Consider the following 22,747-nt stretch of genomic DNA (forward strand, 5'->3'; position numbering starts at 1 on the left):
AATTTCTATATTGAATCTTTCATTTCTTATTGTAGTAATGCTGGTGAAAGCTAGCTGTGCTTCACGCAACATAAGTTATTAAGTAGTAAATATATTTTCGTGCAATAATATCTACTTATGCATAGATTATTGTACCTCTACGGAGCCATCCCCTAAGATAGCTTCAATAGCCTTGATAGATTCATCACTAGGATCAAAGCACATATTCAGTGGCAAGTTAATGCGCTTCCGTTGACGGTGCAAATATAGTGATGTTGGCACAGAGCCTGCGGTGCTAGTTAACACCCGTTTCAAGGCTTCACTATTTTCTGGCGTGTCATATTGGCTATAAATATGAATAGCCACATGCTTAGCCTGACTATAGTTTACCTTTAACGGCATAATGCGGTCTGCAATAATTTGCACACCCTTTTCATCCGCATCAACGCGGCCTTTTACCTTAACGATCATATCGACCGCAAGGAACTGTTGACTTTGACTAAAGACCTTAGGGAATGCCACAACATTGGCCGCACCAGAATAATCCTCGATGCGAAGAATGGACATAACCTCGTTTCGTCTCGTCATGCGGTCCGTCTTATTTTCAATCAAGCCCCCAAAGGTAATGGTTTGACCATCATATTGCTCTGGATTTTCTACGAGAGCACCCAGTTCAAAAAGGCCCTCTAACTCCTTCGCATAGCCTTGCAATGGATGGCCTGTAATGTAAAAGCCTGTATATTCCTTTTCATCCTTTAATTTATCGTCTTCCGATAAATCCTCCACATTCGGTACAGGGATGAAGTCAACGGACTCTTCCATCTCTCCAAAGAGACTCATGGTGCCCATAGCGGCATCCTTTTGCTCTTTAGCACCAACGGCTTGAGCGCTTTCATACATATGCAATAATTGGTTTCGGTTTTCCTTGAAACCATCCATGGCTCCGCACCGAATGAGACTTTCAAGAAGTCGTTTATTAACAACCTTGTTATCCACTCGTTTACAGAAATCTACGATATCTGTATAGAGGCCGTGCTCATTGCGCTCGCGAATCAAGCGATCGATAGCATTGTCCCCTACGTTCTTAATGCCCCCAAGGCCGAAGCGAATAGCATCGCCTTGCACGGCAAAGCTGCGCTCAGAATAGTTAATATCTGGGCCTAGCACCTTAACATTATGCTTCTTGCAGGCATTGATATAATACGTCAATTTTTGCATGTTCTGCATAAAGCTAGTCATGGTAGCAGCCATGAATTCAGGGAAATAGTGGGCCTTCAAATACGCCGTTTGGTATGCGATGTACGCATAGGCCGCACTATGTGATTTATTAAAGCCATAGCCTGCGAAGTATACGAGCAAGTCGAATACTTCATTTGCAATGGACTCTTCTATACCATTATTTATGGAACCTTGAATAAAGGACTCGCGCTGCGCCTTTAGAACAGATTCCTTTTTCTTACCCATCGCACGGCGCATCAAGTCCGCTTGACCAAGGGAGAATCCACCCATGGCAGATGCAATCTGCATAACCTGTTCTTGGTATAAGATTACACCAAAGGTGTCTTTCAATATTGGTTCCAAAATTGGATGTAAATAAGTAACCTCTTTTTTACCGTGACGGCGATCGATAAAGTCCGCCACCATCCCAGACCCCAATGGACCTGGGCGGTACAAGGCTACCAATGGAATTAAGTCTTCAAAATGCTCAGGCTTAAGGTCCATAACGAGCTTGGTAATACCTTCTGATTCGAGCTGGAATACACCAGAGGTGTCACCTTTTGTGAGGATATCACAAGACGCTTTATCATCGAGCGGTATTGCATCTAAATCGAGGTCAATACCGCGGTTCGCCTTGATGAGCTTTAAGGCATCCCCCATAACCGTCAAGGTACGAAGACCCAAGAAGTCCATCTTTAAGAGACCTAATTCCTCGATGTTATCCTTGTCGTACTGTGTTACAAAGCCTTCATCGTTAGCATTTTGTACAGGTACGTGGTCATCGAGAGGGTCCGCAGAAATTACGACGCCCGCCGCATGAGTGGACGAATTGCGCGCTATGCCTTCTAGCTTTTTACCAAAATCGAATAACTCTTTAACATTTGGATCAGCTTCGTATAAAGCTTTTAACTCTTTGCCTTGCAAAGCCTTATCTAAGGTAATCCCAAGTTCATTGGGAATCATCTTAGCAATGCGGTTTACTTCCGCCAGTGGTAAATCAAGCACGCGACCTACGTCACGAATTACAGCGCGAGCCGCCTCTGTACCAAAGGTAATGATCTGAGATACGCGAGCTTGACCATATTTTCGCGTTACATATTCGATAGCTTGGCCACGCTTTTCATAGCAGAAGTCAATATCGATATCAGGCATGCTTACCCGCTCTGGATTTAAGAACCGTTCAAAGAGCAAATCGTATTTTAATGGATCAAGGCCTGTAATGCCTAATAGATAGGCTACTACAGAACCGGCCGCCGAACCACGACCTGGGCCTACTAAGATGTCATGCTCACGAGCATAGCGTACATAGTCCCATACGATGAGGAAGTAATCCTCAAATCCCATTGTCCCAATAACATCTAACTCGTAGTCTAGACGTTTTTGTAACTCTTCAGACGTTTCACCATAAAGGCGTGGAATTTCTCGTTCACAAACCTTACGTAAATACGTCTTAGACGTTTCCCCTTCTGGTACATCAAAGTGTGGCAAGTGATGTTCGTCGAAATTGAATTCTACATTACAGCGATCTGCAATTTTTAATGTATTTTCGATGGCCCCAGGAATATGCGAGAACAACTGCGCCATCTCATCCCCAGATTTTAGATAGAACTCATCATTGGGGAATTTTAAACGATCTACCTCAGCACGACGACGACCTGTAGAAATACATACCTTAATATCTTGCGCGTCTGAATCCTCTTTTAGGACATAGTGAAAGTCATTAGACGCTACAATGCCAAGGCCGTATTCCTTGCTGAGCTTAATGAGCTCCTCTTGGGCCTTAGCCTCCTCCGGCAAGCCATGATTTTGGATTTCTAAGAAGAAATTATCCTTCCCGTACGTCTCGATATACCATTCGATGGAACGCTTCGCGCCTTCCATATTATCTTGCAAAATATACTGAGGGATCTCTCCCTGAATACATGCACTGAGGGCAATTATCCCCTTGCTGTATTGGCGCAATAAATCTCGGTCTGCACGAGGGCGATACAACATGCCTTCCGTCGATGCTTTAGACACGATTTTTACAAGATTACGATACCCTTCCATGGTCTCCGCCAACAAGATAAGATGTTTTAATCGTTCACGGCTACGACCTTCAGGACGATCGAATCGGCTATTTTCCGTTACATATACTTCACAACCAATGATCGGTTTAACACCTTGGGCCATACATTCTTTATAGAAATAAATAGCAGCGTACATATTGCCGTGATCTGTAATGGCAAGGGCCGGCTGATTTAACTCCTTCGCACGACGTACCATGTCAGGCAAACGACTGATGCCGTCTAGCAAACTAAACTCTGTATGACTATGTAAATGTACAAATGGCTGCATGGTACACCTCCTTTAAGGGCGATGAGCAAAATACACGTTCAATGACTTCTTACGAGCCTTCCAATCTGGCAAAAACTGGGCCACTAGATTGTGAAAGTTCTTGGAATGGTCCAAATATTTAAAATGAGCAAACTCATGAATCATAACGTACTCAATATACGCCTGTGGCCCCTCTAATAAACGGGTGTTCATCTTGATGAGCTGCTTTGCTGGCGTACAAGAACCCCAACGGCTCTTCATGCGCTGCTGTTTTATGGTTGGCATAGGCACATCAATACCTTGCTTGTGAAAGCGTTGATACACGACCTTTGCCCAATGAACAAAAACCTTCTCCCCTAAATTACGCCAATAACTTTGCATTAATTTATGCTTCGCTTCAAAGGTCGTACCACGAGGTACCACCATGGTAAGGATGGCTTTTCCGTCAAAGCCAATATGAGGCTTTCCGTCCTGCTCAACTAGACGCAACGTAACAGGAATGCCGAGGATTGATAAGCTTTCACCATTCACATACTGCAACGCATCGACGCGCTTGGCATTCAATGCATCAATCTTGTAACGAGCCCGCTCAATGAAGGGCATATTTTCGATAACAAACTTGTCCACCCTATAATCCGGTACATAGGCATTCGCCGACACATGGATCACACCATCCTTTGTAATGCGCATGTTCATGTTCTTCACACGCTTGATGGTTAACTCATATTCAATTCTGTCGCCATTATAGGTAATAGACCTAGTTGTTGAAGTATTCATACCTTTTATTTTATCATAAAACACTCATAAAATCGTAAAAATCTGGTGATTTTAATAGGAATTATTCGATATAGGTAAAATGATAAAAAAAACAGATAGCTGATTAAAGATAATCAACTATCTGTTATATAAAACTATTTTAAAACCTTTTTCTTTAAATTAATACATACAAATGACATATTATAATTAAAAAATCATATACTATTCTACGACATGAAATTCATGAGATTTATCATCATAATAAATTTTCCATTTGGACAATGCCAATGGAATATTTTCATCGTAATAATCTCTCCCATTCCAAATCGAACTATTTCTAATATAAGAGTAACCATTTTTGACTAATTCTGTATCTAAACAAAATTCACCAGCTAGACAAATATTATTTTCTAAAAGCAAAGTTCGAACAATTAGGGCTTCATAATCCCAACCTTCGAATAGCAAATAGTCAAAATAATTAAGTGCTATATAGGCATCCCATCTATTATTTAAAACAATTAACTGAAATAATTTATTGATTAATGTATAGTTGGGAGACATATAATATTCGTCACTCAAAAGAAATTGATATATTTGTGTAATTCTCTTTTCCTCTAGTTTTTTAGTCTGATCAATATCAGCTAAATCAAGAAAAGTGTCTAAAGGATCCATAAAAAACTCCTATTTCACACTACTTACAATATTAAAGATATAAGCATGAACACTATTGGTAATCAGCCAGTCGCAAGATTCCACCTATAAAATCAACAGTAGTTCCAACTAATTAAAGTCTTATTATTTTATATCTAATACACAAAAAACATATTAGAATAAAGGCAATTAATTATAAATGTAATAGTTCTAACCAATTATTACGTGCCAATACTACAATATATCCATTATTTTTCGTATTCTTTGTTATATAAACTCTATATGATGGATTTTCATATACAAACCTATTTTCATTTTGATCAACAAGCTCCCAATTTCCACTTAAGGGTTTTATGGATTTTATATCCATATATTGTGAATCTGGCTTTATATCAATTGATCGACCTATTGATATAAGATTTCTTCTATTCGAATCATGTATATCTCCATCGATTATATATTGATTTCGTGGAAAAGCTGCATTTAAAGCTTGCGTCAGTTCTATTCTAGACTGCTCAACAGTATCATTAAATAAAAACTTATAGCTTAGCCCACAAATTAGCCATAAACTAAAACAGCCTAGAAATATGTACCAACCAACAGAATAAATTGTTTTAAATTTCATACCTCAAAGTCCTTTATACGGCCTATATACTAGATCTATTGAGCAGGGCAGCTAGAGAATTAAAGATATTCCCAGTTGTCACTTTCAATTAAACGCCGATATCTTATAGGAACATTCTCATAACCATCTATTACCTTTATTCTTCCAATAAAATCATCATATTGTTTTTCATCCATATTAAATTTTAGATTTACAAATATATAGTGATCTAAATATCCATCATAAATAATATATTTTTGTTGAACATGGTCTACTTGACCAATGAAAATTTGATGATTATTAATTGATTTGTATATATGATAATTATCTGACTCTAAGGAGTTTATCAATTTATATGACTTTATATCAGACGCTATTCTAATCATTTGTCTATAATCATACAAAATACCTTCATTATTTAACTGAACTAAATAATCAGGCTTTATACCGACCACACTGCCTAATTCAGCATAAAAAACCAGGAATTCACAAGAAAATAGATTCCAATTAAAAACAGAGAAAAAATATTTCCTAATAGGCTAATTATTAGTAATCGTTTTTTCCACATCTGCTAATCAACCTCTACTTTCGTTCATTCCAAATAGGCAACTTAAAAATCTTACAGAATTTATAATCCCAAGTCTATAAACCTCCCTGAAACTTTAATCTGCCAGAACATCCCTCTAGTAGCTTTTAAATCAATATCTGTTTTTAACTTATCAAAACTCACATCATAAAATGGTAATAATACCTGTAACGATGCTAATTTTGCTTTCATAATAATTAAATCTTTACTTAATTGCCCAGATATATTAGTATCAGCTATCTCCTGTAAATTGGAAATACATGCTTGAAAGTCTTCATTCTGAATACGTTTACACGTATATATTTCAGACAAATAGGACTGTTTAATACAACTTAAGATTGATTCAGAAATGAATTCAGGTTTTTGTAAGACTTCATACAGCCCCAACAAAAACAACGCCCAAAATATCTCCTCTACATAATCGGTAAAGAAATAGATACCGAGCTTATTTTCATCATGTGTAGAAATCTTTAACGCCTCAGATAAAGTATCCCTCTCTAATTCCCGTTCTATTAAGGCAATCCAACTACTGTATTCAATATCATCTAACGTATCATTTAATGCGGGTATAGGGATTCTACGAGCCATCCACTCATCAACATCCTCTAAACTCATCCCATCTCCAATTATATTTAACAGTTTATCAGACAGATGTGCTTTTCTACACATTAAACGAATTGACATACTAAATATGTAATACTCTAGAATGGTCAAATCAATATAATTTCGTCTATATGCCTTAACAGCTCCTAATACAAAGACCATTAAAAATGTATCTAAGTTTTTTTTATTTTTAAAATAGATCATATTTATTCCTCTATCCACTAATTTATTCTAACTTAAAATTTATACGTTCATCATTAACCCGTTTTACTTAGTGAATTATAATAGTCCATTATCCATCAGCAACCCCAACAAAGTAAATATAGCAAAAATCAAAAGGATACTTAAAATAATCCTTACTACACGTCTCACTATAGGCTTAGCCGGAGTAAAAGATTCTATGCTATCATGATTACCAATCAACTCAGGGATACAAAGAAATGCAATAGTAAGACCTATAGACTGAATTGTATCTTTAACCTCATAATTAGTATTATATAAATTTAGTAAAGAATCAAAAAACTCCATTTATACACTAAATCTCCTTATAGTTAAAATGATACATACTAAATATAATATTAACTTTACCTATCTTTTTCTAATTTAACGATGATATCCTTTGTGTTTATATCATGAGTAATATCAACCCAAATATTATCATCTAAATCATATCCTATAATATGACTCTTATTTACTTCACGCCAGTTTATCTTTTCTTCTGAAAGTATATTCTTTACTGATTCCAAAGTAACACGTTTATAGGTATTTTTAAAAACATAAACCTGCCCGTTTCTACCTGTAGCAAAGTGCTCTTCACTTACTTTATACGTCGATATAGCTGCTAACTTTTGCTCATATACTGTTAGTTTTTGTATTTGTCCCGGTCTATTAATATACGCAAGCAAAGTAACAAGTCCCATTATGAAGAATCCGAACAAGATAAAACCAATATAAAATTTAACCCTAAAAGGGGTTCGTTCTAATATAGATTTTAAACCGCTCCATACTTTCATAATATCTCCTATACGATCAGTTAATATTCAATTCACTTCTATATTTCAATTATATATTAAACTAACTTATATCACCAACGAATATTTTAATATTGTTATCTTTTATTTATTTTTATAGTTAGCCTAAAAAAATGCCAAAGTGTTAGCACTGGCATTTACAGTATAGTAATACAAAAGCACCATCTACCTAGGTCTGACTTATGTGTCATTTCCTATTAAGATAGATGGTGCTTTTATAATTGCTCTAATTAAGTTGTTCTAATAAACATGTTCCACTCAATCTACAATGTAGTATAGTACTACTTTATATTACGTCGTGCCGCTAAACTACCAGCACTGCTAGCTAGGCCCGCCCGATTGATATGTGGGTTCCCATGTTTGTACGTTTTTGGCTTGCTACTTTTATCTTCTACCTTTGATTTCTCAAATTTAGTAAATAGATTATCTAGCTCGCGCAAGAGCGCACGTTTTTGTGAGTCTTTCAACTCGAATACTTCACCTTTATAGGCGATGTATTTATTTTTGAGTACAGGACTGAGATCATAGATGGGCTCGTGTTGTTCTCCATTTACATCTAGCAGCTCATCTAAGGTCAATCCATAATAGCGAGACAGGGCACAGAGTGTATCTAAATCCGGTTCGCGATACCCTGTTTCGTAATTTGAAAGCGCCGCATTACTGATACCTACGGCCTTTGCTACTTCGATTTGGCTTTTGCCCATGCGCACGCGAGCACGCTTTAAGTTCTTATAAAACTGCATGTTCATCACCTACATCGATACATAAACAACTACAAACTATATACTTTTATAATAGTGTATCACTAATCTTTATAGTAGTGTATCACTGATTTTTTTGAAAGCTTCATCAGCTACGGCTAATGTGCGTTCGATTTCACTGCTCTTATGACAGATAGACACAAAGTTACTTTCATAAGGGCTTGGTGCATAGTAAATACCATGGCTCAAGTTATGGTGGAAGAACATTTTAAATTGTTCTTCGTTGCAAGCTGCTGCATCATCAAAGTTCTTAACTGGTTTATCAGTGAAGAAGATGGTGAACATGGAGCCTACCCGTTGTACTACAACAGGCACATTGTATTGAGCTGCCAAACGTTCAAAGCCTTCACACAGAGCTATGGTTGCATCTTCTACTTGTTTAAAGATAGTTGGATCTCGTTGCAAAATGGAAAGCGTTGCAAGACCAGAGGTAACGGCAATTGGGTTACCACTCAATGTACCGGCTTGGTAAATAGGACCAGCTGGTGCGATTTGGTTCATAATCTCACGAGCACCGCCAAATACAGCGAGTGGCATGCCACCGCCAACGATTTTACCAAGGCATGTAAGGTCAGGTTTAATATTGTAACGTTTTTGTGCACCCCCACTGCTAGCGCGGAAGCCACACATTACTTCGTCAAAGATCAACACTGCGCCATGAGCCTTAGTCACTTCTCGCAAGGTTTCAAGGAAGCCTGGTTCTGGAGGCACGCAGCCCATGTTGCCTGCTACAGGTTCCACGATGATAGCCGCAATAGTATCGCCGATGTCGTCGAATAATTTGCGAACCGCATCAGAATCATTGTACGGTAAGGTTATGGTGTTTTCTGCTACGCCTTGTGGAACGCCAGGGCTATCTGGTACACCGAAGGTAGCAAGGCCAGAGCCAGCTTTTACCAAAAGGGCATCGCTATGACCATGGTAACAGCCAACGAATTTCACGATACGATCGCGACCAGTATAGCCACGAGCTACGCGCAAAGCACTCATAGTGGCCTCTGTACCGGAGTTAACAAGGCGAATAACCTCCATAGATGGCATGAAGGCTTGCACCTTTTTAGCCAATTCTGTTTCTAGTAGTGTAGGCGCACCATAACTAGTGCCGCGAGGAATCGCCTCTTGTAAGCTAGCGATAACTTCAGGATTCGCATGGCCCAAAATCATAGGGCCCCAACTTAACACATAGTCGATGTATTCGTTGTTGTCGATATCATAAATACGGCTACCGCTAGCGCTGCTAATAAACGGAGGGTTAGAACCTACGCTGCGGTAGGAACGAACAGGACTGTTTACGCCACCTGGCATATAACGTTTAGCCTCTTCAAAGGCTTTTTCAGATTTACCGAGTTGGAACATGGTTTCTCCTTACTTTTGTAACCATTTAGCAATATCTATAGCATGGTACGTAATGATAATTTTAGCACCGGCGCGCTTCATAGAAAGCATTGTTTCCATAACGAGGCGTTCTTCGTCGATAAGACCAGCTGCAGCAGCGGATTTAACCATCGCATATTCGCCAGACACATTGTATACCGCTACAGGTAATTCATAGCGGTCACGTGTTTCGCGAACGATATCCAAATAGGACAAGGCTGGTTTAATCATGATAATATCTGCACCTTCAGCGATGTCGAGTTCGATTTCTCTGAAAGCTTCCAAGCGATTAGCTGGGTCCATTTGATAGGACTTGCGATCCCCAAATTTAGGTGCAGAGTTAACGGCACCACGGAACGGACCATAGTAAGCGGATGCGTATTTTGCAGCATAGCTCATAATAGATACATTAGTATAACCTGCCGCATCAAGGGCTTCACGGATAGCACCTACACGGCCATCCATCATATCGGATGGAGCCACCATATGGGCACCTGCTTCTGCTTGGCTTACCGCTACTTTACAAAGCAATGGCAATGTTTCATCATTTAAGATTTCATGATCATCAATCATGCCGCAATGGCCTGTTGTTGTGTATTGGCACAAGCAAACATCAGCTACCACCAATAGATTTGGCACAGCTGCACGGATGGCTTTGATAGCTTGTTGTACAGGTTGGGACATATCCCATGCAGAGGAACCTTGTTCGTCCTTATATGTAGGAATACCGAAGATTTCTACGCCAAGAATACCAAGATCATATACCTCTTGAGCCATTTTTACAGCTTCATCAACGGATAAGTGATATTGGCCTGGCAACGTATCGATTTCTTTTTTGATACCTTCACCAGGAACGATAAATAATGGATAAATTAAATCAGTTACGTCGAGTGTCGTTTCCCGTACCAAATCACGCATTTCTGGATTGATACGCAAGCGGCGAGGACGGTATGTTAAATCGTACATGTAATCCTCCTAAATATCCTTTATGATAGCGTTAACTAAGCCATCAGTAGTATATACATCGCTGATGACAGCAGGTTTAAGACCTGCACTCATAGCCGTAGCAGCTGTGATAGGTCCAATGCAAGCAATCTTAGTATTGCCTAATAGCTTCAATGCATCATCGCCCAATAATTGGATTGTATTGGTTACTGTAGAGGAACTTGTAAACGTAATATAGTCTACAGTACCTGCAGTTAAGGCATTTACTAATGCTTCTTGTTGAGATGTATCTTGTGTGGTTTCATATAAACGCAAGATATCTACATCTATATCGTGATGACGCAAAGAGCGTGGAATTACGTCACGAGCTACTTTTGGTTGAATGAGCAATACGGAGTCCCCTGCCTTGAGTTCTTCTTCAAGAGCCTTTACAGCAGATTCAGCCTTGTAATCTACAGGAATAATATCTGGAACAATGCCGTATTTTTGAAGTTCCCGAGCTGTAGCACAGCCGATAGCTGCCACTTTAGAATTACCTAATGCACGTGTATCCTTGCCCTCTTTGTAAAGAGCATCAAAGAAGTAACGAACTCCTTCACCAGATGTGAATACGATGCATTGGTATTGTTTTGTATTATTGATGATACGACGATCTTCATCAAATAACTCCAATGGAGATGTTTTAATAGCTGCCGCTTCTACTACATTAGCACCTTGATCTGCTAATTTTTCACGGAATGCACTAGCTTGGGAGCGAGCGCGTGTAACTACAATAGTTTTACCGAATAACGGTTTATTATCGAACCATTGTAATTTTTCACGAAGGTTAACTACATCGCCTACTACTATGATAGCTGGCGCTTTTAGTTGTGCCTTTTCTACGTCTTCTACTACATGTTCAAGGGTAGATACGAGAACTTCTTGAATCGTTTTTGTACCCCAACGAACAAGCGCTACTGGTGTAGAAGCTGGGCGTCCATGAGCCATCAATTTTTCTGCAATGGTAGGCAAATTGCCAACCCCCATTACAAAGCAAAGTGTATCAACGGCTGTAGCAAGGCCTTCCCAGTGAATACCAGATACTGCTTTAGTTGGATCCTCATGACCGGTTACAACCGCAAAGGATGTAGCCATAGCGCGTTGTGTTACAGGAATACCTGCATAGGCAGGTGCTGCAATTGGAGATGTTACGCCTGGTACAAATTCAAATGGTACACCAGCTTCCCCAAGAGCCATCGCCTCTTCACCACCGCGACCGAACACGAGTGGGTCGCCGCCCTTTAAGCGTGCTACAATTTTGCCTTCTTTACCTTTTTGAACTAATAACTCGTTGATTTCCCATTGGTGCATTGTGTGATCTTTACATTGTTTACCAGCATAAATCAACTCTGCATCTGGGCGAGCCCATTCTAACAAATGAGCATCTGCTAAATAGTCATATACAATTACATCTGCTTTTTCAATGCATTCGCGACCTTTTACAGTAATGAGTTTAACATCGCCAGGGCCTGCACCGATTAGATATACCATACCTGTCATTTTATGATTCCTTCCTCTATGAGAGCATCTACAATATGTTTGCCCCCTTCTTCATATAAGGCTTTTGCAAGGTTTTTACCAAGAATTTCAGCTTTCTTTGCTGGGCCAGAAATTTCTCCTTCGTATACCGTTTTACCGTCGAGGGATGCGATCATGGCCTTTAAGGTCAATTGACCTTTATTGATAGTACCATGTACCCCCATCGGCACTTGGCAACCACCATTTAACTGACGCAAGAAGCTGCGTTCCCCTTCAACGACATAGCGTGTAGCTTCGTCGTTAATAGGAGCTAGCATTTCAAGCATTTCCGTATCGTCAGCACGACACTCGATAGCAAGTGCCCCTTGACCAACAGCAGGAATCATTTCATCAGCCGTGAAGACTTGTGTGATTTGGTCTTCTAAGCCTAACCGTTTTAACCCTGCTTGCGCCAAGATAACGCCATCTAATTTTTCTGTTTCAATCTTGCTCAAACGAGTTTGTACATTTCCTCGAATCACCTCTACCTTAAGGTCAGGGCGGACGTGTAATAACTGCGCTTGGCGACGCAAGCTACTCGTTCCAATACGAGAGCCTTGCGGCAATTTATCTAATGTTTTGTACTCTGGGCTCACAAGCGCATCGTAAGGCACTTCACGAGCAGAGATAGCACCAAGGGTTAGCCCTTCTGGCAACTCTGTAGGCATATCTTTCAAGCTATGTACGGCGATATCAATGTCGCCTTTGTGCATAGCTTCTTCTAATTCAGCTGTAAACAACCCTTTACCACCCACTTGAGCCAGTGGTTTTTCTAAAATACGGTCACCCTTTGTATTAAAGTGAACTAACTCGACCGTAATGTTTGGATACAGACGTTGTAACTCTGCACTAATATGTTCAGCCTGCCACAGGGCAAGGGCACTTTTTCGCGTGCCGATTCTAATATGATCTCTCATGGCCTTAGCCTTCTTTCTCAAGATTAAACATATCTTTGAATAAATCCCAGTACAAACCTTCTTCCTCTGTACCAGCGATTTCGTTAAAGTGAATCATCGGTTCACGCAACATTTTGCGGATGATCATGCGACTCATAGAGTCCATAATGCGGCGCTCCTTATCAGAAATATCAGGCAATTTCGCTAATGCGCGATGTAACTCACGACGGCGAATGCGTTCTGCTTTTTCTGTAAGCAATGCCATCATAGGACGCACCGTTAAATAACTCAATTTATCTAATAATTCTTCAATAGCATCGTGAATGATAGGTTCTGCACGATGAGCTTCCTCTTCGCGCTGTGCCTTATTTTCTTCGACTACACTTTCAAGAGAGTCGATATTAAACAGGTAAATACCTTCCATATCTGCTACGCCGGGATCGATATCGCGTGGTACCGCAATATCAATCATAACGATTGGCTCACCTTTGCGAAGGGAGGTAATTTTCTTTGCTTCACGTTCCGTAATAATATAATGTGGCGCTCCTGTAGATGTGATGAGGATATCCGCATCTTTAGCGTAATCTACAAAGTTATCGAGCTTAACAGCTTTACCATTAAATCGCTCTGCTAAAGCCTCTGCCTTGGTAAAGGTTCTATTGGATACAAAAATCGTTTTTACACCCTTTGCTTGTAAGTGCGTTGCGGTCAACTCACTCATGGTACCTGCCCCTAAGATGAGTACAGTTGCTTCAGATAATGGTTTATCTAGGCTGTCCTCCGCAAGGTTAACAGCAGTGTAGCTAACAGATACAGGCGTATTAGCAATACCTGTGTTCGTCCGTACCTTTTTACCAACACTAATAGCACGTTGGAATAAGATATTAAAAATTGTGCCTGTGCAACCTGCGCTATAAGCCTGAATATAAGCCCCTTTTAATTGGCTCAAAATTTGACCTTCCCCCAACACAAGGGAATCAAGGCTTGCAGATACGCGGAATAGATGTTCAATGCAATCGCGCTCTTCATAGAAGAAAAAGGCATCTTCATCGATGTGGTCGGCACCTTTTAAATCCTTTAACACAGCCAGCATATATTCTTTAGGGAACTCTACACCTTCTAAAGCCGCATAGATTTCAGTTCTATTGCATGTAGACAATATAACGCATTCTGCTACACAGTCGAATTCATAGAGGCGGTTCAGTGCTGAAGCGACCTCGTCCTTATCAAACGAGAAACGCTCACGCACCTCAACAGCGGCACTTCTATGATTTAGACCTAATACCACTAATTTCATGGTCAAGTTTCTCCTCTATAGTCGTCCACTCTCCCTTGAGAATGGCTTCAAAAGTTTCTACGGTCAGATGATCTCGCCAAAATTTCTGTCGAGCCTCTGGGGTAGGAAGTAGTAACTTTACTTCTTCTCTAAATATTTTAAGTCTAGGCATAGCCTTTTGCAACTGACCATAACGATTCATCATATCTTGCCTTACGAGACGATTAATACGAGGCCCTATGTTATTAGCACTAATAGCGATATGCAGATCGCCTAGTTCAAGGGATGAAGGTACAGTAAATCTGCACGCCCTAGGGTCATCACTGCGATTCGTCCAAACGCGGTGTTTTCTCCCCATCTCATATAACGTATCGTTTAATTCGCTATTATCCGTGCAGATAAAGAACAAACTGCTCGTTATAATGTGGTGTTCATCGTCCATGGTGAAAGCACGGTCGTACCAAGTGATACGATTATCCTTTGCCCATTGGCTAATCCTATCTGTTACAGTGGGAGCGATCACCACAATGTTACACGGCTCATCAATAAAGAGCTGTATTCGTCGCTCTGCGACCTCACCGCCGCCAACGAATAGGATTGTATCTTCAGTTGTAGGTTGAAATGTTATGGATACCATGGCTGTCCTACTATATATAAAAAAATCGGCTTGATGGTCAAGCCGATTTTCAATTGCCTACATGAATCGTTTCAGATATACGCCGATACGCCCCTTACGAGATGTACCTGTAATGGCTTCTACCTTCATTCGGCCACGACCACGCATAGAGATCACATCCCCTTCTTTAACCTCTTGGGATGCACCCTTAGCTGGTTGCCAGTTTACTTGCAATAATCCTGCATTTATAGCGCTTACCAATTTAGTACGAGACACGCTAAAACCAGAACTTGCCACCGCATCTAAGCGTAAAGAAGCAACTGTAGTGCGGACTTCTTTAATTTTTTCTTCTTTTGGTGCAATATCTGATAGCTCAATAGCCTCTACAGATACGGAAACCATAGCGATTTTTGTGAAGTTTTGAATCACAAAGTCTGCTACGCTTTCATCCACCATAATTTGAGCGCCCCCTTGTTGAACGATAACGTCCCCGAATTTGGAGCGATCAATACCAAGGCCCATCAAGGAGCCTAGCACATCGCGATGGGTAAGCAATCGGAACCGTGGGTCCCAATTTACCTTAAGGGCGCGAATACCCATATCCACAGTACCGTTAAAGTCGCTATCTACAAAGGCGATGCGGATACGTTCCGCCCCTTCATAGCCACCGTCTGTCTTAACGATAAGTTGTGGGTAGTTAGCCTTGATTGCGTCTGCAATGACAAGGCCTGCAGGGCTCGTAAAGTCCGCCACGCGATAAGGGCGACCTTTTACAACCTGCTCAGCCAAGTCGAGCATGCGACGAGCTTCCTCACCGCTGCCACTGGCTTCAAAATATCGTATTAATTTACTAGTATCTGCCAAAATTATTTCCCCAATTCATTCGACCGAGCAAGACATGCTACTACGCCGTCTTGGAGAGCACTGCGAAGTCCACCTTTTTCCATGACACCAATACCGGCAATGGTCGTGCCACCTGGACTTGTTACTTGATCTCTTAGTACTGCTGGATGATTGCCACTTTCAAGAGCCATCTTACCAGCACCATACATCGTTTGAGCCGCTGCCTTGATTGCCAAGTGACGAGGCAATCCGATGCGAACGCCCGCATCAGCTAAGGCATCAAGAATGACAAACATATAGCCAGGGCCTGCACCAGATAGTGCGCCTAAGCGATCTAAATCAGGTTCGCTTACCACGGCCACTTCGCCGACAGCCTCAAATAATGCTTGCACATCACGACCAAGGTCTGTATGTACATCATCCCCTGCAAGAGCCGTCATGCCTGCACCGATAGAAGCCGGTGTATTTGGCATAGCTCTAAACCAATTAGCTTGCGGAATCGCTGCATCCAATGTATCTAAGGTGATACCTGCTGCAACAGAAATCATAACAGTCCCATAAGGTACTTCTTTTAACGTCTCTAATACAGATGGTAACACTTGTGGTTTTACGGCCAACAAAATCGTATTGTACTCGTTTACATTAGGCAATGTAGTAAAACCTACTACACCGAGCTCCTCAGTTAGAGCCTTACATTGTTCTTCGCGACGCACGAGAATGTGTGTATCACTTGCTTTCAACACGCCATGCTGTAATGCACCGCGCAATAGAGCGCCACCCATTGAGCCAACGCCAATAAATAAGGTTTTACCTAACATCGTTGTCACCACCATTTATAGAGAAATTATTTATTGTCCCAAGCGTATTCGTTTTGCTCAGTTTTGCTGTTGTCATTATCAGAATAATCAATGGAAATGTTTACAGGTACACACATGAAAATGTCTTTACCTACTTTTTCCAATTTGCCATCCAATGCAAAAGTCGCACCAGATACGAAGTCCACAATACGAGCTGCTTCATGAGGATCTGTATTTTCAAAGTTGATCAATACAGGACGCATGTCGCGCAATTGATGTGTAATATTTTCAGAATCTTCAAATACTTTTGGTTCAATTACAACTACTTTCATAGCTGTTGGGCGTTGTGTCATCGTAGATTGGCCTCCTACCTTGCGTGGATGAAATTCAGATGCACCGGATACTGGAGCTACTGGAGCTACTGGTGTAGGTTCCGTCTCGTATTCCTCTTCATCTTCATAGTCATAATCATCATATTCATAGTCATCATCATTTTTGCCTAAGAATAAGTTTTTTGCTTTGTCTAAATAATCTCCCAATGCCATTTGGATTTCCTCCTAATACTTAACGCTATCGATTATCAGGCAACCCGAGCCTTAATCATATACACGTTCCCCAAAAATTGCTGTGCCTACACGAACGATGTTAGCCCCTTCTTCTAAAGCGACTTCAAAGTCGTGAGTCATCCCCATAGATAAATATTGAATCTGTCCCTCTTCAAAGTAGCCTTTCATATCCTCATACAAGGCGTTTGCTACGCGGAAAATTGGACGTGCTTCCTCAGGATCGTCGAAAAATGGCGCCATACACATCAAGCCCCGTACACGTACATGAGGCAATGTCTTTGCATAGTCTCGAATCTCTGGAAACTCCTCTACGGACATACCCGTTTTGGACGCTTCTCGAGCTACATTGACTTGCAATAATACATCTTGCACCTTGTCGTGCTTTGTAGCGACCTTTTCGATTTCATCTAATAATTTACGGCTGTCTACAGAATGAATTAAATCAAACATAGGCACCGCTTGACGCACCTTATTGACCTGTAAATGACCAATCAAGTGCCATGTTAATGCTGGACCTTTATAGGTGAGCTGTTTTTCTTTAGCCTCTTGTACTCGATTTTCCCCCACATGAGTAACACCGAGACGTGCGACCTCTTCCACCGCTGATACAGGGTGGTTCTTAGTAACAGCTACTAATAATGCTGTATCTACGCGACCAACGCGCGCCATAGCATCTGCCATGCGCTGCTGTATTGCGTGTAGGGATTCTTCAATCATGTGATCCCCCTTCAATCTATATTTAAAAACCATAAAATATATTTGTATAGACTATTCTATTATATAGTATTTAGTATTGATTGTACATCATTTAGGTCTTATAAAGCCTATAAATCTATGTATGTATATACTACCGTTCTTGTAGCATACCAAATAAAGCCATGCGACCTGTTTTACCAGATTCCCGACGATAGGAATAACACTCTCTATCTGTTACTGTATCGGTACCGCCAATAGCGAAATTTTCTTTAGGCACACCATTCACTATAAGTCCTTCGGTGATAAAGTTCCATAAGTTGATATAGGCTTTATCTAGTTTATCACCTGGATAGTTTACAACATCAGCCACACTACGGTCGGTCATACCACGCCAAGCTGATTCAAAACGTTTCCCTAACTCTACATCGACTTCAAAGGATTCTGGCCCAATGCTAGGTCCAAGATAGATATAACAATCTTTGAACTCCGTACCATACGCTTCTTTCATAGCCTCAATAGTAAGAACTGGCAAATGTCCTATCGCTCCGCGCCAGCCTGCATGTACCGCAGCGATAGCGTGATGCTTAGCATCATAAATACCTACAGCTACACAATCAGCAGTAAATAAAAATAGCGGTACATTCGGTAATTTTGTAAATACAGCATCACAATCGGCTATGGCTGTATCCTCTCCAAAGGCTCCAGCACCAACGAGATTTTCTATGATTTCTACAGCTTTTAAACCATGTACTTGATTACCACACGAGATTCGCTCTGGTTCAACACCTAAATATTCAGCAATAATAGCACGATTTTCACGAACATACTTAGGCTCATCCCCTACGTGAAATGCTAAATTTAGTGATTCATAGGGCTCTTGAGATACACCACCATGACGGTACGTATCACCCATTGTAATAGGAAAACGATCTGCCCAATTAGGAGTTTCATAAGACCAAGTACCATGAGGTCCTTTAACATCTATACGTTTTACAGATTGATTCATAAGTGCCTCCTATTTACATACACCACATCGCTTACAGCCTTGTACACATGGTGGTGTATACGCTTCATCCACAGAGCGTTTCCATTCCATTTCAAGATATCCATCGTCCATCCCCATGTCGAGGTGACTCCATGGTAAAAATTCATCAAAGCTGCGTTCACGATAGTTCATCGCGTCCATATCTAAGCCTGCTGCCTTCATTTCAGCCTTGAAGGACTTACTGCCACGATCTGCTGCACATGCCGCAAGAACAGCGCCAAGACGGCGATCACCACGAGCGAGTACACCTTGGATATATGCCTCTTTAGGTGATTCAACGAGCACCTCGATACGACGATTCTTTTGCAATGCTTTTTTAATATATTGAAGTTTTTTCTCTACCGTTTTTTGATTATCCATAGCCATCCATTGGAATGGTGTAAAAGGCTTCGGAATAAATGGATTGATACTGAGCGTTAAACGCCCTTTACAGCCTACCTCTGCCATATGGGCTTGTGTCCGTTCGGCAAGTCCTACAATTGCTTCAATATCCTCGTCAGTTTCCGTTGGCAACCCAATCATGATGTAAAGTCGCATATGTTGAATACCAGACTTAGCTGATAAAGTAGCAGCATTTTGTAAATGCTCTTCGCTAATGCCCTTATTAATTACGCGCCGCAATCGTTCACTGCCCGTTTCTGGCGCAATGGTAATCGTCTTTTGCCCACTATCTGCCAAGCCATCTACAACGGCTTGTGTTAAGGAGTCTGCACGCAAGGATGCGCAAGAATAACGCATATCTTTAGAACGAATATAAGTAACTAACTCATCTACCTCTGGATAATCAGAAATAGCGGCCCCCATAAGGCCTACCTTTTTACCTAATTTCTCTGCTCTATCTACGCCTTCTTTTAATATTTCTAAAGGTCGTACGCGCGGTACACGGAAACAATAGCCGGCCATACAGAATCGACAATGCCGTCCACAACCACGTGCAACCTCGATGATGTACATAGCGCCAAACTCGGTATAGTTTGTTGCTACTACGGTTTCACCACCGCTAGTGAGCATTTCAAAATGACGTTTAATCGTCTTTGGCACACCTTCTGCGATATCATAACCTTTAAATGCACCGTCTTCACTATAAATAGGCACGTACAAAGATGGTACGTATACGCCGGATACATTCGCTAATTGACGCAAAATAGTATGTCGATCTAGGCCCTCCATTTTGCCATCGCGAATGATATCTAGAACGCGACTAACGATACCTTCCCCTTCACCGATGATGAAAGCATCGATAAAGTCTGCAAAAGGCTCTGGATTAAAGGTAGCACATGGGCCACCGGCAATAACGATAGGGTCAAATTCGGTGCGGTCTTTCCCCATAATAGGTACGCGTCCATGACGTAACATCAACGGAATATGAAAATAGTCCATTTCAAAGGTCACGTCAAAGGCCACCACATCAAATTGATGCATAGGCCGCTGTGTTTCAACACTCATCAACGGTGTCTTAGTCTTATCGTACGCTTCCAATTCCTTTTTTTCAGGCAAGAAAATCCGTTCACACACGCTATCATGGCGTAAGTTGATTTCCTCATAAATGATGTGGAGGCCAAGATTGCTCATGCCTACAAAATATGTATTAGGATAGACGATAGCCACCTTTTGCCCTGCGTGAGGATTTACCGTAACACGACTATCCTCGTCTTTATATAATTCTTGTAATCGATCAATTAAATCTTTACGATTCACTAGTTCCCTTTCTATATAAGCCCACTATGAATAGTGGGCTTAAAAATACTACATATTAGATTTTAAAATTTAGATTTCAATGTATTTTTAGTAGAAATAGTTTTAGTCTTTAAAGCACTTACAATTTGAGGACGATGTTTTCTTTCATACGGATAGATGACTACCTCACCATCTTTGTATTCAGCAATATATACATCTTTTATTTTATACCCTTGCTTTTCAACCTCTTTTTCAAGCCACTCTTGTTCTTTTTCAATTACAGCTAATGTAAAGTGATTAATTTGACCATCATCAATAAGATCAAATTTAATATTTTCATCACCGAATTGAACAACGCTTAACTGACCATTTTGTTCTAGTACAGCACGTTTTACATCTGTTACATATTGAACACCTGCGGCACGCAGCTTCAACTTAAGTTCTGCAGCTTGGATGCCATAACGCATACATTCATCTGTTAAAATATGACCTCGTTCAATGACAATAACTGGGTGACCATCTAGAATTGTTTTAAAGAAACGAAGATTGCCTTTTAAGAATTTAAGAGTCATTACAAGGATAGTCCATAAAATGAGGACTAACATAAACTGTAAAATACCAATTTGGTCATTGTAAATGATGGCACCAATAATACCACCAAGTACATAGTTTTGTAATTGGTCTAACGCAGAGGTTGGCGCTAAATTGCCCTTCCCCATTAAGTTAATTTGTAAAATAATCGCCAAGAGACCTATGGCGAGTTTGGCAAAGACCATCCCATAGACGGCCATAGCTTCTGTCATATGTGGTCCTCCTTATGGTAATACATCCGCTTTATCATGAATTCGGTCTGTAGGACTTACTGTATACACACGAGTGATTGTATAGGTAGTAAATTCAGGATTAAATTGCACCTCATAGTATGCATCGCTAACCTTTAAGATCATACCATTACGTACCTTTAAGGAATTAACAGCTAATTGACCTTCATCAACACCACGGTCTGCACTAAAGGAATGCAAGAATTGAGCCATTCTAGAAGAATCTTCAGAGTAATTCTTCATACGACCATATTCTTGATATTCTAAGCCTAAGAAAAATACAATAATTAAGGATAATATAACAGCTAAATCACGGTAACGGCTTGTAAAACCATTACGCAAAACTTGAATGCCTACTCCGAGAAGGGCTAATAAAATAACTACAAAGATAACGAACCCTAATGTATGACCAGATGCGATTTGGCTTTCCACATAGGAAACGGAATAGAAGTCCATAATGATGCTCCTTTCATATATCTTCTTATTATATCACAAATAAATATGATAATAACCAACAACGATTTATAAAAAATAGAGCTACCACAATGATAGCTCTATTAAACAGTTACTATACTAATTTATTTACATTCACGGTACACGATGATATAAGCATGAGTATTCGCTGTAAAACCAGATTCTAATTCTAGTTCAACTTCTAAAATAGCATCATCAACGTCACCTTTATAATAGGCCTTACGTTGTTCTGCGGAATAGAAATACATAGCCGCATTATATTCATTACCTGCTTGTACTGGAATTGTGATGGTAACAGGCTGTGTTTCAACATTCTTTGTTTTAGTACCCACATTATCCGTTGTGTAATATACGGATTCAATGGTATGTTCTCCTGGTGTTAATGCCACAATGACTTGACCATATTGACCAGTTTTATGATCAATAGTAGAAAGCTCCTTACCATCAACCTTTACAGATTTACCATAAATATGAAGAATCGCTTTATTAGCATTCTCTTGTACAAATTGTTGTTCACCGGCTTGTCGTTTTTTATTGAACTTCATAAATACGGCAAACAAAATGGCCCAAATGACTGCGACAGCCACGATGATAATAATAGTTGTAGAACTCATAGTATCTCTCCTTATACCAAAACATACTACACTAACTCTACGTTA

24 protein-coding genes are annotated in these 22,747 nt (G+C 40.4%); all 24 read right to left on the reverse strand.

The features are described 5' to 3' along the window. Positions 1-126: 126 nt before the first annotated feature. The 24 genes from ACWTVK_RS08305 to ACWTVK_RS08420 all read right to left on the reverse strand — a co-directional run bounded on the left by ACWTVK_RS08305 (position 127) and on the right by ACWTVK_RS08420 (position 22,702). Positions 127-3,534, reverse strand: coding sequence for a DNA polymerase III subunit alpha (locus ACWTVK_RS08305; RefSeq protein WP_456046529.1), 3,408 nt, complete (start codon positions 3,532-3,534; stop codon positions 127-129). Between the two features lie 12 nt (positions 3,535-3,546). Further along, positions 3,547-4,314, reverse strand: a complete 768-nt coding sequence (locus ACWTVK_RS08310; protein ID WP_367268654.1) for a M48 family metallopeptidase — start codon at positions 4,312-4,314, stop codon at positions 3,547-3,549. A 177-nt stretch (positions 4,315-4,491) separates the two neighbouring features. Continuing rightward, entirely contained in the window at positions 4,492-4,941 is a 450-nt protein-coding gene (locus tag ACWTVK_RS08315) for a hypothetical protein (RefSeq protein WP_456046530.1), read from the reverse strand. A gap of 172 nt (positions 4,942-5,113) precedes the next feature. Next, on the reverse strand, positions 5,114-5,545 hold the full coding sequence (locus tag ACWTVK_RS08320; RefSeq protein ID WP_456046531.1) for a hypothetical protein: 432 nt from the start codon (positions 5,543-5,545) through the stop codon (positions 5,114-5,116). A 59-nt stretch (positions 5,546-5,604) separates the two neighbouring features. Next, entirely contained in the window at positions 5,605-5,979 is a 375-nt protein-coding gene (locus ACWTVK_RS08325) for a hypothetical protein (RefSeq protein ID WP_456046532.1), read from the reverse strand. 173 nt (positions 5,980-6,152) lie between these two features. Then, a complete protein-coding gene (locus tag ACWTVK_RS08330) occupies positions 6,153-6,917 on the reverse strand; it encodes a DUF3969 domain-containing protein (RefSeq protein ID WP_456046533.1) in 765 nt (254 codons plus the stop codon). A gap of 75 nt (positions 6,918-6,992) precedes the next feature. Next, the gene (locus tag ACWTVK_RS08335; RefSeq protein WP_101928444.1) at positions 6,993-7,241 is read right to left on the reverse strand and encodes a hypothetical protein; all 249 of its coding nucleotides are present in this window, start codon (positions 7,239-7,241) and stop codon (positions 6,993-6,995) included. Positions 7,242-7,297: 56 nt separating this feature from the next. After that, entirely contained in the window at positions 7,298-7,726 is a 429-nt protein-coding gene (locus tag ACWTVK_RS08340) for a hypothetical protein (protein WP_456046534.1), read from the reverse strand. Positions 7,727-8,025: 299 nt separating this feature from the next. Then, positions 8,026-8,487: a helix-turn-helix domain-containing protein gene (locus ACWTVK_RS08345; protein WP_005385599.1), complete on the reverse strand. Its 462-nt coding sequence runs from the start codon at positions 8,485-8,487 to the stop codon at positions 8,026-8,028. Positions 8,488-8,556: 69 nt separating this feature from the next. Further along, positions 8,557-9,861, reverse strand: coding sequence for a glutamate-1-semialdehyde 2,1-aminomutase (gene hemL / locus ACWTVK_RS08350; protein ID WP_314361027.1), 1,305 nt, complete (start codon positions 9,859-9,861; stop codon positions 8,557-8,559). Between the two features lie 9 nt (positions 9,862-9,870). Beyond that, on the reverse strand, positions 9,871-10,845 hold the full coding sequence (gene hemB / locus ACWTVK_RS08355) for a porphobilinogen synthase (RefSeq protein ID WP_039969007.1): 975 nt from the start codon (positions 10,843-10,845) through the stop codon (positions 9,871-9,873). 9 nt (positions 10,846-10,854) lie between these two features. Next, positions 10,855-12,363, reverse strand: a complete 1,509-nt coding sequence (gene cobA, locus ACWTVK_RS08360) for a uroporphyrinogen-III C-methyltransferase (RefSeq protein WP_456046535.1) — start codon at positions 12,361-12,363, stop codon at positions 10,855-10,857. Then, positions 12,360-13,298, reverse strand: coding sequence for a hydroxymethylbilane synthase (hemC, locus tag ACWTVK_RS08365; protein WP_298631531.1), 939 nt, complete (start codon positions 13,296-13,298; stop codon positions 12,360-12,362). Before hemC ends, cobA begins: the two co-directional genes overlap by 4 nt. Positions 13,299-13,302: 4 nt before the next feature. Beyond that, complete coding sequence (gene hemA, locus ACWTVK_RS08370; protein WP_456046536.1) at positions 13,303-14,574, reverse strand: glutamyl-tRNA reductase; 1,272 nt, start codon at positions 14,572-14,574, stop codon at positions 13,303-13,305. Continuing rightward, complete coding sequence (locus ACWTVK_RS08375) at positions 14,543-15,190, reverse strand: precorrin-2 dehydrogenase/sirohydrochlorin ferrochelatase family protein (RefSeq protein WP_456046537.1); 648 nt, start codon at positions 15,188-15,190, stop codon at positions 14,543-14,545. Before ACWTVK_RS08375 ends, hemA begins: the two co-directional genes overlap by 32 nt. A gap of 57 nt (positions 15,191-15,247) precedes the next feature. Then, positions 15,248-16,033, reverse strand: a complete 786-nt coding sequence (locus tag ACWTVK_RS08380) for a YlmH family RNA-binding protein (RefSeq protein ID WP_009350993.1) — start codon at positions 16,031-16,033, stop codon at positions 15,248-15,250. Positions 16,034-16,035: 2 nt separating this feature from the next. Next, a complete protein-coding gene (proC, locus tag ACWTVK_RS08385; RefSeq protein WP_456046538.1) occupies positions 16,036-16,830 on the reverse strand; it encodes a pyrroline-5-carboxylate reductase in 795 nt (264 codons plus the stop codon). A 26-nt stretch (positions 16,831-16,856) separates the two neighbouring features. Further along, a complete protein-coding gene (locus tag ACWTVK_RS08390; RefSeq protein WP_456046539.1) occupies positions 16,857-17,354 on the reverse strand; it encodes a cell division protein SepF in 498 nt (165 codons plus the stop codon). A 51-nt stretch (positions 17,355-17,405) separates the two neighbouring features. Next, complete coding sequence (locus ACWTVK_RS08395; protein WP_105084896.1) at positions 17,406-18,092, reverse strand: YggS family pyridoxal phosphate-dependent enzyme; 687 nt, start codon at positions 18,090-18,092, stop codon at positions 17,406-17,408. A gap of 130 nt (positions 18,093-18,222) precedes the next feature. Beyond that, on the reverse strand, positions 18,223-19,077 hold the full coding sequence (locus tag ACWTVK_RS08400; protein WP_456046540.1) for a polyphenol oxidase family protein: 855 nt from the start codon (positions 19,075-19,077) through the stop codon (positions 18,223-18,225). A gap of 9 nt (positions 19,078-19,086) precedes the next feature. After that, positions 19,087-20,814 carry a radical SAM protein gene (locus tag ACWTVK_RS08405; RefSeq protein WP_456046541.1) on the reverse strand — a complete coding sequence of 576 codons (1,728 nt, stop codon included), beginning with the start codon at positions 20,812-20,814 and terminating at the stop codon, positions 19,087-19,089. 62 nt (positions 20,815-20,876) lie between these two features. Continuing rightward, complete coding sequence (locus tag ACWTVK_RS08410) at positions 20,877-21,596, reverse strand: DUF421 domain-containing protein (RefSeq protein ID WP_456046542.1); 720 nt, start codon at positions 21,594-21,596, stop codon at positions 20,877-20,879. A gap of 12 nt (positions 21,597-21,608) precedes the next feature. Next, the gene (locus ACWTVK_RS08415) at positions 21,609-22,070 is read right to left on the reverse strand and encodes a DUF3290 domain-containing protein (protein ID WP_308522732.1); all 462 of its coding nucleotides are present in this window, start codon (positions 22,068-22,070) and stop codon (positions 21,609-21,611) included. Positions 22,071-22,192: 122 nt separating this feature from the next. After that, a complete protein-coding gene (locus ACWTVK_RS08420; RefSeq protein ID WP_456046543.1) occupies positions 22,193-22,702 on the reverse strand; it encodes a hypothetical protein in 510 nt (169 codons plus the stop codon). Between the last annotated feature and the right edge of the window lie 45 nt (positions 22,703-22,747).

This window comes from Veillonella sp. Ser01 (assembly GCF_053850375.1).

Coding starts and splice junctions, on each gene's coding strand:
- ACWTVK_RS08395 (WP_105084896.1), bottom strand. CDS start 18,092: ATGATTGAAGAATCCCTACACGCAATACAGCAGCGCATGGCAGATGCT.
- ACWTVK_RS08345 (WP_005385599.1), bottom strand. CDS start 8,487: ATGCAGTTTTATAAGAACTTAAAGCGTGCTCGCGTGCGCATGGGCAAA.
- ACWTVK_RS08400 (WP_456046540.1), bottom strand. CDS start 19,077: ATGAATCAATCTGTAAAACGTATAGATGTTAAAGGACCTCATGGTACT.
- ACWTVK_RS08305 (WP_456046529.1), bottom strand. CDS start 3,534: ATGCAGCCATTTGTACATTTACATAGTCATACAGAGTTTAGTTTGCTA.
- ACWTVK_RS08390 (WP_456046539.1), bottom strand. CDS start 17,354: ATGGCATTGGGAGATTATTTAGACAAAGCAAAAAACTTATTCTTAGGC.
- ACWTVK_RS08315 (WP_456046530.1), bottom strand. CDS start 4,941: ATGGATCCTTTAGACACTTTTCTTGATTTAGCTGATATTGATCAGACT.
- ACWTVK_RS08340 (WP_456046534.1), bottom strand. CDS start 7,726: ATGAAAGTATGGAGCGGTTTAAAATCTATATTAGAACGAACCCCTTTT.
- hemC (WP_298631531.1), bottom strand. CDS start 13,298: ATGAGAGATCATATTAGAATCGGCACGCGAAAAAGTGCCCTTGCCCTG.
- ACWTVK_RS08375 (WP_456046537.1), bottom strand. CDS start 15,190: ATGGTATCCATAACATTTCAACCTACAACTGAAGATACAATCCTATTC.
- hemL (WP_314361027.1), bottom strand. CDS start 9,861: ATGTTCCAACTCGGTAAATCTGAAAAAGCCTTTGAAGAGGCTAAACGT.
- hemA (WP_456046536.1), bottom strand. CDS start 14,574: ATGAAATTAGTGGTATTAGGTCTAAATCATAGAAGTGCCGCTGTTGAG.
- ACWTVK_RS08410 (WP_456046542.1), bottom strand. CDS start 21,596: ATGACAGAAGCTATGGCCGTCTATGGGATGGTCTTTGCCAAACTCGCC.
- cobA (WP_456046535.1), bottom strand. CDS start 12,363: ATGACAGGTATGGTATATCTAATCGGTGCAGGCCCTGGCGATGTTAAA.
- proC (WP_456046538.1), bottom strand. CDS start 16,830: ATGTTAGGTAAAACCTTATTTATTGGCGTTGGCTCAATGGGTGGCGCT.
- ACWTVK_RS08415 (WP_308522732.1), bottom strand. CDS start 22,070: ATGGACTTCTATTCCGTTTCCTATGTGGAAAGCCAAATCGCATCTGGT.
- ACWTVK_RS08335 (WP_101928444.1), bottom strand. CDS start 7,241: ATGGAGTTTTTTGATTCTTTACTAAATTTATATAATACTAATTATGAG.
- ACWTVK_RS08330 (WP_456046533.1), bottom strand. CDS start 6,917: ATGATCTATTTTAAAAATAAAAAAAACTTAGATACATTTTTAATGGTC.
- ACWTVK_RS08320 (WP_456046531.1), bottom strand. CDS start 5,545: ATGAAATTTAAAACAATTTATTCTGTTGGTTGGTACATATTTCTAGGC.
- hemB (WP_039969007.1), bottom strand. CDS start 10,845: ATGTACGATTTAACATACCGTCCTCGCCGCTTGCGTATCAATCCAGAA.
- ACWTVK_RS08420 (WP_456046543.1), bottom strand. CDS start 22,702: ATGAGTTCTACAACTATTATTATCATCGTGGCTGTCGCAGTCATTTGG.